The 13,846-nt window shown below is 37.5% G+C and carries 11 protein-coding genes, 2 tRNA genes, 1 other RNA gene and 1 pseudogene; all 15 read left to right on the top strand.

Annotation, left to right across the window (positions count from 1 at the left end; genetic code table 11):
• The 15 genes and pseudogenes from PHC29_04085 (at window position 1) to rnpB (ending at window position 13,765) form a co-directional block, all read left to right on the top strand.
• Window positions 1-1,299 (top strand): UDP-glucose/GDP-mannose dehydrogenase family protein, encoded by a 1,299-nt coding sequence (locus PHC29_04085; protein MDD5108674.1) that lies wholly within the window; start codon window positions 1-3, stop codon window positions 1,297-1,299.
• Window positions 1,292-2,602, top strand: a complete 1,311-nt coding sequence (locus tag PHC29_04090; protein MDD5108675.1) for a nucleotide sugar dehydrogenase — start codon at window positions 1,292-1,294, stop codon at window positions 2,600-2,602. The genes PHC29_04085 and PHC29_04090 overlap by 8 nt, the downstream gene beginning before the upstream one ends.
• Window positions 2,599-3,534 carry an NAD-dependent epimerase/dehydratase family protein gene (locus PHC29_04095; GenBank protein MDD5108676.1) on the top strand — a complete coding sequence of 312 codons (936 nt, stop codon included), beginning with the start codon at window positions 2,599-2,601 and terminating at the stop codon, window positions 3,532-3,534. The genes PHC29_04090 and PHC29_04095 overlap by 4 nt, the downstream gene beginning before the upstream one ends.
• On the top strand, window positions 3,527-4,459 hold the full coding sequence (locus PHC29_04100) for an SDR family oxidoreductase (protein MDD5108677.1): 933 nt from the start codon (window positions 3,527-3,529) through the stop codon (window positions 4,457-4,459). Before PHC29_04095 ends, PHC29_04100 begins: the two co-directional genes overlap by 8 nt.
• 76 nt (window positions 4,460-4,535) lie before the next feature.
• Entirely contained in the window at window positions 4,536-5,114 is a 579-nt protein-coding gene (locus PHC29_04105) for a CvpA family protein (protein ID MDD5108678.1), read from the top strand.
• Window positions 5,111-5,989: an NGG1p interacting factor NIF3 gene (locus PHC29_04110; GenBank protein MDD5108679.1), complete on the top strand. Its 879-nt coding sequence runs from the start codon at window positions 5,111-5,113 to the stop codon at window positions 5,987-5,989. Before PHC29_04105 ends, PHC29_04110 begins: the two co-directional genes overlap by 4 nt.
• 2 nt (window positions 5,990-5,991) lie before the next feature.
• Window positions 5,992-6,816: a DNA primase gene (gene dnaG / locus PHC29_04115; protein MDD5108680.1), complete on the top strand. Its 825-nt coding sequence runs from the start codon at window positions 5,992-5,994 to the stop codon at window positions 6,814-6,816.
• A gap of 12 nt (window positions 6,817-6,828) precedes the next feature.
• Entirely contained in the window at window positions 6,829-7,758 is a 930-nt protein-coding gene (locus PHC29_04120) for a toprim domain-containing protein (GenBank protein MDD5108681.1), read from the top strand.
• 3 nt (window positions 7,759-7,761) lie between these two features.
• Window positions 7,762-9,315, top strand: coding sequence for an RNA polymerase sigma factor RpoD (gene rpoD / locus PHC29_04125; protein MDD5108682.1), 1,554 nt, complete (start codon window positions 7,762-7,764; stop codon window positions 9,313-9,315).
• A gap of 96 nt (window positions 9,316-9,411) precedes the next feature.
• Window positions 9,412-11,727: a diguanylate cyclase gene (locus PHC29_04130; protein ID MDD5108683.1), complete on the top strand. Its 2,316-nt coding sequence runs from the start codon at window positions 9,412-9,414 to the stop codon at window positions 11,725-11,727.
• 73 nt (window positions 11,728-11,800) lie between these two features.
• Window positions 11,801-11,874 (top strand) — tRNA-Ile (locus PHC29_04135).
• A gap of 187 nt (window positions 11,875-12,061) precedes the next feature.
• Window positions 12,062-12,135: transfer RNA gene (locus PHC29_04140), tRNA-Val, on the top strand.
• A gap of 144 nt (window positions 12,136-12,279) precedes the next feature.
• The gene (locus PHC29_04145) at window positions 12,280-12,999 is read left to right on the top strand and encodes a C4-type zinc ribbon domain-containing protein (GenBank protein ID MDD5108684.1); all 720 of its coding nucleotides are present in this window, start codon (window positions 12,280-12,282) and stop codon (window positions 12,997-12,999) included.
• A pseudogene (locus PHC29_04150) lies at window positions 12,996-13,370 on the top strand (ribonuclease HI family protein). The gene PHC29_04145 and the pseudogene PHC29_04150 overlap by 4 nt, the downstream one beginning before the upstream one ends.
• Before the next feature lie 20 nt (window positions 13,371-13,390).
• Window positions 13,391-13,765: RNase P RNA component class A (rnpB, locus tag PHC29_04155), an RNA gene on the top strand.
• Window positions 13,766-13,846: the final 81 nt, after the last annotated feature.

Raw genomic sequence — 13,846 nt, forward strand, 5'->3', positions numbered from 1 at the left:
ATGAATATTTCAATTATCGGTTCAGGCTATGTAGGGTTAGTTAGCGGGGCTTGTTTTGCTGAGTTGGGAAACCAGGTTATTTGCGCGGATAATGACACAAAGAAGATTGGTTTCCTCAAGCGAGGAATAACCCCTATTTACGAACCCGGCTTGGAAGAGTTAATTACCGATAATCTTAAGAAGAAGAGGCTGAAATTTACTTCAAGTATCAAAGAGGCAGTAAGGGGCAGCGAAGTAATCTTTATTGCTGTAGGTACGCCTTCCTTAGGTAATGGGGAAGCGGATTTAACTGGTATTGAGAATGTTGCCCGGACTATTGCACAGAATATGGATGGTTATCGTCTTGTTGTTGAAAAATCTACCGTACCGGTTGAAACCTGCGCTTGGGTTAAAAAAACGATTTCAACCTATTTAAAGAATAGGTATAAATTCGATGTTGTGTCTAATCCGGAATTTTTACGCGAAGGTTCGGCAATAAATGATTTTACTCGCCCTGATAGGATCGTGATTGGATTAGAGAGTTTAAGGGCTAAGCGGATAATGACCAATTTATACCAGCCTTTGAATCGGCCTATTTTAGTTACTAACATAAAATCAGCGGAATTGATTAAGCATGCCTCCAATGCTTTTTTGGCAACTAAAATTTCATTTATTAATGCGCTTAGTCAAATCTGCGATAAGGTTGGAGCTGACGTAAAAGAGGTGGCAGAAGGGATGGGCTTAGATAACCGTATTGGCCGTCATTTTCTACATGCGGGCATAGGCTATGGTGGTTCTTGTTTTCCCAAGGATTTGGATGCCTTTATAACTATTGCCCAGAAGTTAGGATATGATTTTTCGATCCTTAAAGCAGTAAGGGATACCAACGAAGAACAAAAGAAATTTGTTTTTCAGAAAATCAAAGAAGCTTTATGGATAATAAAAGATAAGACGGTTGCAGTGCTGGGTTTGGCTTTTAAACCCAATACCGATGATTTGAGGAATTCACCAAGTATTGACTTAATAAATACTTTAATAGAGGAAGGGGCAAAGGTAAAAGTCTATGATCCAAAAGCAATGGATAGAGCAAGTATATTTCTCAAAAGTGTAGTTTTCTGTAATGATCCATATCAAGCGGCAAGAAACGCCGATTGCCTTATTGTTGCTACAGAATGGAATGAGTTTAAAGAGCTGGATTTTATAAAACTAAAAAAGACTTTGAAGCGGGCTTTTGTGGTTGATGGCAGGAATATCTATGATCCGAAGATGCTCATTAAACTGGGTTTTACTTATATAGGAGTAGGCAGGGGAAGTGAATAAAGTTTTAGCTAATTTAGATAAAAGAATCAAAAATAAACAGATAAAAATAGCTGTTATAGGTTTAGGCTATGTGGGATTTCCTTTAGCGCTGGAGTTTGCTAAGAAGCATACCAATGTAATCGGTATTGAAATCGATCGTGATCGCCTCAAATCTATCGCCAAAGGCCAGTCCTATATCAGCGATATCAGCAGTAAAGAATTAAAAGACGTAAAGGCCCATGGATATTTTAAGGCTAGCGCGGATTTTTCTAGTATTAATCAAGCTGATGCGGTTTTAATTTGTGTTCCTACCCCGCTTAAAGGTAAATACCTGCCGGACATTTCTTTTATAAAAAATGCGGTAGAAGAGGCTGCGTTTCATATAAAAAAGGAGGCACTAGTAATTTTAGAAAGTACCACTTATCCTGGGACCACAGAAGAGGAGATTCTGCCTATTTTTGAGAAAGTGGGCCTTAAACATGGAAAAGATTTTTACCTTTGTTTTTCGCCTGAAAGAATCGATCCGGGTAATAAAAGATTTCCTGTCCAGAAGATTCCCAAAGTCATAGGTGGGCTTACTTCGGAAGCTACGGAATTGGCGATGGCCGTTTACCGTATTATTCTTAAAAAGGTAGTTCCTGTAAGCAGCCCTCGGGCCGCGGAGACAGTTAAGCTTCTTGAAAATACATTTCGTTTGATTAACATCGGGTTAATAGATGAATTATCTATGATGGCGCATAAGATGGGGATTGACATTTGGGAGGTTATTAATGCGGCCAGTACCAAGCCATTTGGTTTTATGCCTTTTTATCCAGGGCCAGGGGTAGGCGGCCATTGTATCCCTAAGGATCCGTTATACCTGCATTGGAAAGCCAAGAGTTTCGGCTTCTCTTCCCGTTTTATAAAACTAGCCTCAGATATGATAAATTATATGCCAGAGTATGTTGTAAAGCGAATTAAGGAGTTACTCAAAAAAAATAAAATTAAATTTAAAGGTGCAAAAATATTAGTTATTGGTGCTACTTATAAGAAAGACGTCAAAGACCTGCGTAAATCTCCGAGTATCGATGTAATCAGTTGTTTGAAGAAACAGGGAGCAAAAGTTTGCTATTTTGATCCGCTAATACCTTTTTTAAAAGTAAAAAACATTGATTTGAAATCAATCAAGCTAAGTAATAAAAAAATAAATGAATTTGATTGTGTACTTATTGCTACAGACCACAGCTGTATCAATTACTCCATGATATTAAAAAATGCAAAATTAATTTTTGATTCCAGGAATGTCTTTAAAGGTAAATACGCGGAAAAGGTGCAACGACTATGAGTAGATTTTTAGTTACTGGAGGGGCGGGTTTTATCGGTTCACATATCGTTGAAACACTAGTCAGTAATGGACATTACGTACGTGTTTTAGATAATTTCTCTAGCGGCAGTATCGTTAATCTTAATGGGGTTAAGAATAAGATAGACTTAATTAGAGGGGATATTTGTTCTAAGCCTGCCTGTATTAAAGCAACCAAAAATATCGATTTTGTTTTACATCAAGCCGCTTTAAGAAGTGTTCCAAAGTCAATGGCTTACCCGCATGATTACAATCGGGTAAATATTGATGGTACTCTGAATATGCTGGAGTCTTCTGCTAAAAATAAGGTTAAACGTTTTATCTTTGCTTCATCAAGTTCAGTTTATGGAGATGTAAAAAAATTTCCAGAAGAGGAGAGCTTTGTTCCTGTTCCGATTTCTCCTTATGCTTTAAGCAAGCTTACCGGTGAATATTATTGCAGGATATTCAGCCTCTATTTTGGTTTACCGACGATAATTTTGCGTTACTTTAACGTTTTTGGACCTCGACAGGCCATTGATGATGATTATGCCGTAGTTATCCCGAAGTTTATTAATTGCCTGTTAAATAATAAACAACCGCCGATTTTTGGCAATGGCAGGCAATCTCGCGATTTTACATTTGTGCAGAATGTAGTTTTGGCAAATTTGGCAGCTGTTAAGGCAATAAAGGTTAAATTCGGAGTATTTAATATTGCTACTGGAAATAACATTAGCATATTGGAACTAGTGAAAATTTTAAATAAGTTTTTAGGTAAAAATATTAAACCCCTATTTTTTTCTGTACGTTCAGGTGATGTATTTAAAACCTTAGCAGATACGACTCGGGCAATTAAATTATTAAATTTTAAATCATCTGTTGATTTTATTACGGGATTAAAAATTACCACAGAATATTGGAGAAGGAATGCGTAAGAAAGTAGCATTAATTACCGGGGCAGCAGGATTTATTGGATCGCATCTAAGCCAAAAGCTACTGCAGAATGATTATTTGGTAATATGCCTGGATAATTTTATTACTGGTTGCATGGACAATATAAAGCCTCTTTTAAAAGATAAGAATTTCCGCTTACATGTATGTAATGTTACCAATTATATCGATATTCCCGGTAGAATAGATTATGTTTTGCATTGCGCATCACTGGCCTCACCGAAAGATTATTTAGTTTTTCCTATACAAACTTTAAAGGTAGGTTCTTTAGGTACGCATAATGCCTTGGGTTTAGCCAAACAAAAAAAAGCTGTTTTTATGCTTTTTTCTACCTCTGAAATCTATGGAGATCCACTAGAGCACCCACAAAAAGAAAATTATTGGGGACATGTCAACCCTGTTGGAGTGCGGGGTTGTTACGATGAATCTAAGCGTTTTGCTGAGGCTCTTACCATGGCGTATCATCGTACGCATAGAATAAACACGAAGATTGCGCGTATTTTTAATACTTATGGGCCTAAGATGCGGCGTAATGATGGAAGGGTTGTTCCGAATTTTATTGATCAAGCATTAAAAAATAGATCTTTAACTGTTTATGGCAAGGGCCAGCAAACCAGAAGTTTCTGTTATATTGATGATATGGTAGAAGGATTATTACGCCTAATGCTTTCCAAAGAAAATCAACCGATAAATCTTGGTAATCCGAACGAATTTACCATTATGCAATTGGCAAAATTGGTTTTGAAATTAACGGCTTCAAAAAGCAAAATAATATTTAAAAAATTACCTCAAGATGATCCTCAGCAACGTCAACCGAATATCTCAAAAGCCAAAGAATATCTTGGCTGGAAACCGGTTGTCCCTCTTCAGGAGGGTATTAAGCGTACCATATCGTGGTTTAAAGAATAAAGAAAGCCCTTTCCTTGACAAGCCGTCTGTATAATGTTATACTTTCACATAAATTATATTCAAAAAGGAGTTTACAATGATTGATATAATCAAGCAATTTAACATCGTTGATATTATAATCATAATCCTAGCACTTAGAATATGTTACATTTCTTTTCAAATGGGTCTACCCATTGAATTGTTTAAGTTTTTAGGGATTATATTTACAACCTATATCTCATTGCATTACTATACTAGCCTTTCAGATATTGCTAGGCGTTGGTTTCTTCCTAAGGAGATGCCTTTAGAATTTTTGGATTTTTTAATTTTTATTATTTTAGCCTTAGGTGGATACCTTGTGTTTGTAATTTTACGTAACACGTTCTATCACTTTATAAAATTAGAGGCCTCACCTAGAATTAGCCAATTTGGCGGGCTTATTTTAGGTTTTGTGCGGGCATTTTTTACAGTAGGGCTACTAGTTTATATCCTGATTATTTCAAGCGTAAAATACCTTAATAATTCGGTAAAACACTCTTATTTAGGTAGCAAAGTTTATATGGTTGCACCTCAAACATATGGGTGGTTGTGGCAAGGTATTGTTTCTAAATTCTCTTCGAAAGAAAAATTTAATTCTACAGTTACTGAAGTTACAGAAAGATTTAACCGTAAATGAAGCTAATTAATTTTTATAATCAGGTAGTGGATTTCGGCCGAAGAGCCGATCCGCGTAAAGATAAATCGAAAATAAAAAATTTTGAAGATTCATCAATTCTTTTTGGTAGCTTTGATTTAGAAGTAAAAAAAATAATGGTTGGTGTTGATATTGAGGTTGCTGAACTTCTGCTGGCTGACCGTATTCGCCAGAGAGAGGGGCTGGATTTGGTAGTTGCGCATCATCCTGAAGGAAAATCATATGCGGGATTGCATGAAGTGATGAAGCTGCAGGTGGATTTATTATGCCAATCTGGAGTTGCTTATAAGAGCGCTTTTAGATTGGTCCAAGATAGAATGCTTGAGGTAGAGCGCAGAGTTTTACCTCAAAATCATACCCGGCCTGTAGATGCAGCCAGATTATTGAACATGCCTTTTATGAACGCCCATACTCCTGCGGACAATCATGTGTATAGGTATTTAGAAAATATTTTTAAGCAAAAAAAACCTCGATTAGTTGAAGATATTGTAAAAATATTAGATACAATTCCAGAGTATCAAATTGCTAAAAAATTTAATACCGGGCCACGAATAATTCTTGGTAATCCAAAACGCGCCGCAGGAAAGATTTTACTTGAAATGACAGGGGGTACAGAGGGTTCAAAAGATGTTTTTGGAAGATTATATAAGGCTGGTGTGAGAACCTTAGTTTCCATGCATTTGAGTGAAGAGCATTTTAAAAAAGTAAAAGAAGCTAACCTAAATGTTGTTATTGCAGGGCATATCTCAAGTGATAACCTAGGATTAAATCTCCTTCTGGATAATATTGAAAAATCCGCAAAACAAACTTTTCAAGTAGTTGCTTGTTCCGGTTTTACCAGAATCAAAAGGAAATAAAAATGTCTGGACTTATACCAGAGAATTTATTAGAAGATATTCTCGGCCGTACGGATATAGTTGAGCTTATTTCTAGCTATCTTCAGCTTAAAAAAGCAGGCAGTAATTTTAAGGCTAATTGCCCTTTTCATCATGAAAAGACAGCCTCTTTTATGGTCTCGCCGCAGCGTCAGATCTATCATTGTTTTGGTTGTGGGGAGTCAGGTAATGCTTTTAAGTTTCTTATGCGGCATGAAAGAATGGAGTTTCCCGAAGCGGTTGAAGTATTAGCAAAAAAAGCAGGGGTTAATTTACCGCAGGAGCATAAACCCGAGGCTTTAAAAGCAGCCAGTTTAAATAACCAGTTATACAAAGTTAATGAATTAGCAGCAAATTTTTATGAAAATAATTTATTTACTACCAGTGGTTTGTCCGCCTGTGATTATTTGAAAAACAGGGGAGTAAAACTTTCTACAGTAAAAGAGTTTCATCTTGGACTTGCAGGCAATGGTTGGGATAATTTAATTAATTTTCTGAGATTAAAGAACATTTCTCTTTCGCTTATGGAGAATGCAGGGTTAGTTTTAGCCAAGGAAGCAGGCGGCTACTACGATCGTTTTCGCAACCGTATCATTTTTCCTATTTTTGATATTCACAGCAGGGTAATTGGTTTTGGTGCTAGAGTAATGGACAATTGCTTGCCTAAATACATTAATTCACCTGAGACTCCGATTTATACCAAAGGCAGGAATCTTTTCGGTTTGAATTTATCCAAGGATTTCATAAGGGATACTGATTGCGTAATAATCGTAGAAGGGTACTTGGATTTTATGATACCGTATCAGTAAGGAATAAAAAATATAGTAGCCTCTCAAGGAACTGCCCTTACCTTGGAGCAGATTAAATTACTTAAGCGTTATACCCATAATGTAATAATGGTCTACGATGGCGATACGGCAGGCCAGATTGCTACTTTAAGAAGCCTGGATATCCTTATTGATGAAGGAATGAATGTGAAAATTGCCCCATTGCCAAAAGACAAAGATCCCGATGTGGTAGTGCGCCAAGAAGGAGTAAAGAGCTTAAGAGTTAAAATTGATAATGCGGCTAGTTTCTTTGATTATAAACTGGATGTCTTAAGGAGTCGTTATGATATAAAGGAGGCCCAAGGAAAAAGTGAGATCGCCTCCCAAATGCTTTTAACCATTAATAAATTCGATAATGCCATTTTAAGAGGCGAGTATATAAAAAAATTATCTGAGGAGATTAAAATAGATGAACACTATATTCTTGATGAATTGAATAAATTGAAACTTAACGCTACAAGTCCTGGAAGAATAGTTTTGCCTTTAGAAAAAAAATATACTGAAATTAATCCCGCTGAGAAGCTTTTAATCAAATTTATGCTTGAAGAAAAAGAATTGATTGGAAAAATCATGGAGGAGCTATCCCCTTCGGATTTTCAAGATGCGCGCACCGCCAAAATTGTACAAGTTATTCATGATTTGATCCTGCGAGGTAAAAATATTGAGCCAAGCCTCTTGATGAATTATTTCAGTGAAGATGATGCAAATCAGTTACTCTGCGAAACCATGTTTATGCCCACTATATTAGAGGAAGAAAGGGAAAAAGCTCTCAATGATTGTATTGCGCGAATTAAAGTGCAGAGAGTAAAGACTAGGCGTGAATACCTACATACACAGATAAAAAATGCCCAAAATATGGGTGATGAACAAAGATTAAATAGCCTTATTCAGGAATTTCATAATCTTATAAAGAAAGGTGATTAGCGAATGAAGAAAAAAGAGCAGCCCACTAAGGATATGGAGAAATTGATTGCTCTGGGCAAACAGAAAGGTTTTCTCACTTATGATGAAGTAAACGATCTTTTGCCAGAGGATCTTTCAAGCACCGTAGCAATTGATCACCTTTTCGAATTACTTGGTAACGAAGACATTCAAATCGTAGAAGCTGAAAGTGATGCCGGTTTATCGGCAAACAGGGCTACTCAGGATAAACAAAATTTAGCTGCCCAGCGAGAAGAACTGCTTACTGAACAACTAAAAAGCGAAGAGCGGTTTATGCCGCTTGATGACCCGGTAAAGATGTATTTGAAGCAAATGGGGTCTATTTCGCTCTTAAGCCGTGAAAATGAAATTGAGTTGGCAAAAAAAATAGAGGATGCTGAAGATAAATTTAAGCGTGCCAGCCTTGCTGCTAAATTTGTCAGAAATGAAGTTTTAGTTGTTGCCAATGACATTTTGGAAGAAAAAATCAATATGGAAGAAGTAGTTAAAGAGGATATTCGAATAAAGAAGAGCAGTGTTGTGGGTAGATTTAAGCGCCTCCTAAGTAAGGTTAAGCAAACTCGAAGTGATGATGTTGCTGTTAATTTGATATTACAACTTAATTTTACCACTTCCGTGATCGAGGCGGCGGTGCGTAAATTAAGCCTGTTACTTCGGGAACTTGATTATATAAAACGTTCAGGTAAAAGAACTAGTAACCGCCGTTCTCAGATACTGAAAGAAATTTCTCAGCCTTACGGTAAAATTAAGGAGCAGATGAAATTGGTAAAATCCGCTCATCTAAAGTTTAGCCGTACTAAAAAGAAATTGGTGGAGGCGAACCTTCGGCTGGTTGTAAGTATTGCTAAAAAATATACTAATCGAGGGCTTTCTTTTCTTGACCTAATTCAAGAAGGTAATATCGGATTAATGCGAGCTGTGGAAAAATTTGAATATAAGCGCGGATATAAATTTTCAACTTACGCTACTTGGTGGATCCGCCAGGCGATAACCCGTTCGATTGCAGATCAAGCCCGCACTATCAGAATCCCTGTGCATATGACCGAGACAATTAACAAAATAATTCGATTTTCTAGGGTTTTTGTCCAAAAAAATGGCCGTGAACCTACTCCTGAGGAGATCGCTCACAAGATGCGTTTTCCACAGGGTAAAATAAAATCCATTCTCAAGATTGCTCAGGAACCTATCTCTTTACAAATGCCTATAGGGGATGAAGGCGACACGCACTTTGGGGATTTTATTCAGGATAAAAAAGCAGTATCACCGGCAAATGAAACCGTGCGTTCAATGTTAAAAGATGAAATGAATTCTGCTTTAGGTACTTTAACGGAGAGAGAGAAGAAAATTTTAGTCTTACGTTTTGGTATTCAAGATGGATCAGCACGCACCTTAGAAGAAGTAGGCAATGTATTTAAGGTTACAAGAGAAAGAGTCCGGCAGATCGAAGCCAAAGCCTTAAAGAAGTTGAGGCATCCATCACGTTCGCGACGTTTGCGCACATTTATGGATATGACTCTGGCACACCAAAGAGAATATTAAAGCCAGCATCAATAAAGGTATTTATAATGACTTGTTTAAAAAATAAGTCTTAGGGTAGCTTCTCTTAAAGGGGGGGCTGCCTTTTATTCAATAAATATGGAAAATCAAAAACAGGATAAAGTAGAGATTACTTCTGCGGAATTGCTTAATAGAGAGCTGCAAGAAAAGGCTATTTTGGATAATATTCCGGATATTGCCTGGCTTAAAGATAGCCAAAGCAACTTTATCATGGTTAATGAGCGTTTTGGCCAGACTTGTGGTTTTAAACCTGAAAAGCTGGTGGGTAAGAATGACTTAGATATTTGGCCAAAAGATCTGGCGGAAAGTTATCGCGCCGACGACCAGGAAGTAATGAAGAGCGGGAAGCGAAAATGTGTGCAGGAGAGAATAATTAACAACGAAGGCATAGTTAGTTGGGTTGAAACTATTAAAACCCCGGTTTTCGACGAACATGGCGCTGTAGTCGGCACAACTGGTATATCCAGGGATATTACGCAGCGTAAAAAAGAAGAAGAAAGATTACAAAATATCCGTTCGGAACTAGCACTTAGAGTTAAGGTAAGAACAGCTGAATTATCTAGCCTTAATGAAGACTTACGCAAAGAAATAAGTAAACATAGAGTTACCGAAGAAGAATTAAAAGTTTACCGTGAAAAACTGGAGGTTTTAGTAGAACAACGCACAAAGTTACTGGAGTTAGAGATTGAATCAAGGAAAACCGCTGAGTCAAATGCAAGTACTTTAAATAAACAGATCGAATTTATTTTAGGAGCAACTAAAACCGGCCTGGATATTATTGATAAGGATTATTTTATTCATTATGTAGACCCGGAATGGGCGCATCTTTATGGAGATTGGAAGGGGAAAAAATGTTTTAATTATTTTAAAGATCGTTTGGTTCCCTGCCCTGAGTGTCCGATTGACAAAACATTAGAGATAAAGAAAGCTATCGTTAGCGAAGAGGTAATGCCTAAAGAAAATAACCGTTTCAATCAGGTTACTACCATACCTTTTCAAAACAGTGATGGCCAATGGTTATTTGCCAGAGTACATGTTGATATAACCGAAAAAAACAAGATAACCGAAGAATTACAGCGTTACCGTAATAATTTAGAGCATTTAGTGGGAGAACGTACTCAAGAACTTCTGCAGGAGACAGCCAGGTATAAAAAATCGGAATTAGAAAAAAATATTCTTAACCGTGAATTGATTAAAACCAATCAAAAGTTAAAGAGCGTTTCGCTTATCGACGCGCATACTGGATTATATAATTATCGTTATCTTCAGGATGTTATTGAAGCCGAATTCCACCAGGCTAGAAGATATGCTCAAAATTTGGCTCTAATAATGCTTGATGTGGATTATTTTAAATCTATAAATGATGTTTATGGCGTAGCCTTTGGCGACTTGGTTTTAAAACAGTTGGCAATACAGCTAAAAAGAATGGTAAGGCGTTACGATATCCTTGTGCGTTACAGTGGAGAAGAATTTATTATTATATCTCCCAGGTTAAATCGTAGTGTGGCTTTTAATATGGCCCAGAGATTGCTCGATTCTTTAAACTTCATTAACTTTGGGAATAAGAAACACAGCGTTAAGTTAAAGTTAAGTTTTTCCGTAGTTTCTTTTCCTGATGATAGAGCTAATAAAGGAAAGGATTTGGTGAATTTAGCCAACAAAGTGCTTAATAAAGTCAAGGAAAGCGGAGGTAATCGCGCCTATTGTATTCTAGATATCAAAAGCAATCTGAAGAAAAAAACGGAAAAATCATCTAAAGCCATAGGCGTAAAAACTTTAAAGAATACAATTAATAAACTTAATAAACAATCAAAACAGGGGTTGACTGAATCAATTTTTGCCTTTGCTAAAACTCTGGAATTAAAAGATCATTATACCGGTGAACATGTTGAGAATACGGTACATTTTGCAATAGAAATTGCAAAAGAATTAAATTTAGCAAAAGAAGAGGTAGAGTTAATAAAGCAGGCGGCGATGTTGCATGATTTAGGCAAGATAGGTATAAGTGAGAATATCTTGCTTAAGAAGGGCAAGCTTACCAAGAAGGAATTTGAAGAAATTAAAAAACATCCTCAGATTGGGGCTGATATTATTAGGCCTATTCAATTTTTACATGCCCTGATTCCTTTTATTTTCTATCACCATGAGCGCTGGGACGGAAAAGGATATCCTAGCGGGATAAAAGGAGAGGATATTCCTCTGGGAGCTAGGGTTATTGCTATTGCTGATGTATACCAGGCTTTGATTAGCGACCGGCCATATCATAAGGCATTTTCCAAGACTGTTGCGATAGATCTTATTAAAAAGGCCTCCGGAACTCAGTTTGACCCTCGTATTGTGAGTACTTTCTTAAAGGTTATTAATCGCAAAAAAAGAGCTATTCTACCGAGTTAATTTGGATAAATTTTAACTTGCCCCGCTATAAATAATGTGTTAAACTAAAAAAATATTCACTATTAACAAATTAGGGCCCATAGCTCAGTCGGTTAGAGCAGTTGACTCATAATCAATTGGTCCGGGGTTCGAGTCCCTGTGGGCCCAGTTGATAGCTTTCGGCACACAGTTTTAAACCTCGGACCAAAAAGGGGTGTGGGGAAAAATTTTCCCCACGTATTCGGGGTGACAGCGAAGCGCCATAGGGGCAGAGCCCCTATGGGAAGCGACGAGCTGGGCGAGGAGCGACTGGTCCGGGGTTGGAGTCCCTGTGGGCCCAGTATTATATATTATGGGGCGATTGGCTCAGTTGGTTAGAGCGCCACATTCACATTGTGGAAGTCAGAGGTTCGAATCCTCTATCGCCCATTTAAAATGAGCGAAGTTAGAGCGTCCGCCACTAAAGCGTTGGCGGACGGGCGCCAAAGTATTAGTGGCGCCCGCCACATTCACATTGTGGAAGTCAGAGGTTGCGAGTCTTATTCGTCCATTAATATTTTCTGAGGAGATAAATTGACTATAGCTGATTTGAAGTCGCAGATAATTGGTTTAGTAAAACTTCAGAAGTTAGACGGCCAGATCTATGCTCTAAACAATGAAAAGCTAGCTAAGCCTCAAGAGGTCAAGACATTAGAAACCTCCTTTGAAAGCAAAAAACAAGGTTTGGCTGAGCTTGAAAAAAAATCTTTGGAGTTGCAAAAACAGCGTAAGGAAAAGGAACTTGAACTTGCAGCTAACGCTGAAACAGTAAAGAAGCTACAGGGCCAGCTCTATTCTTTAAAGACAAATAAAGAATTTCAAACTATGCAACAGCAAATTGCAGATACCAAGGCTGACGGATCAGTAATCGAGGAAAAGATTCTTATCTCTTTTGAAGAATCAGATAAAATTAAAGCACAAATCGCTGATGAAGATTTAAAATTAAAAGAAGAAGAAAAGATTTTTTCTGGAGAAAAAAAGAGGGTAGAGTTACGGTTAAAAGAAATTGAGGGTAATTTAAGCCAATTAGAGGCTCAAAGAAAACAGCTTATTCCTGACATTGACCTAAAGATACTGTTAGAGTATGAACGTATCCTGCATAGTCGTAACGGATTGGCTATTGTAAAAGTTGCAGACAATTCTTGTGCTGGTTGCCATATGCTATTGCCTCCACAAGTAATTAATTTAATTAAGATGTATGAACATATTATTACCTGTGAAATGTGCAACCGTATTCTTTATATTGAAGAATGACCCATTTACAAATTTATATTGATGGGGCTTCCAAAGGTAACCCAGGGCAAAGTGGAGCCGGAGTTGTAATTTATCAAAGTGGCTGTATAATTAAAAAGATATCCAATTATATCGGTCATGCTACCAATAATATTGCTGAATACTCTGCTTTGATATATGCTCTTGAAGAGGCCCGTGTTTTAAAAGCCAAAAGTTTGGAGATTAATACGGATAGCCAGCTTTTGGCCAGACAACTAAACAAGATTTATAAAGTTAGGCATGAAGGAATACGGAATTTTTACAACAAAGCAGTGCATCTTTTAACTGGTTTTGAAAAAGTAGTAATTAATCATGTCAGGCGAGAAGAAAACAGCTTGGCGGATAAATTGGCGACAGAAGCAATTAGAAAGAAGCAGGCAGAATGTGGCTGCCCACCATTGTTTTAATGTTGGGAGGAAAGTCCGGGCTCCAGAGGATAATGTAACGGGTAACTCCCGTCTCTTAACGCAAGTTAAGACGGATATCCGCCACAATACGTGGCGGACCCGCTAATATTTTTGGCGGGAGAGCCACAGAGACGAGCGTCCCCGTGTAAATGGGGCGGTGAAACGAGGCAATCTCTACATGGAGCAAAGCAGAATAGGAGACAAGCGCTGTATCCGGCGCGATATCAGTCTTAGGGTATGCTGCTAAAGCTTGCGCGGTAACGCGCTTGTTGAGAGGAATAGTCACTAATCGATGCGCAGATTCGCATCAAGACAGAACCCGGCTTATTCTGCCTGCTTTAAATTAGAAATTCTAAACTCTGGATAAGTTTTAAGCTTTAAGTTATAAGCTACAAACTTACAGCTTATAACTACTGTTTAAA

This window comes from Candidatus Omnitrophota bacterium (assembly GCA_028712255.1).
Lineage (GTDB): Bacteria > Omnitrophota > Gorgyraeia > Gygaellales > Profunditerraquicolaceae > UBA6249.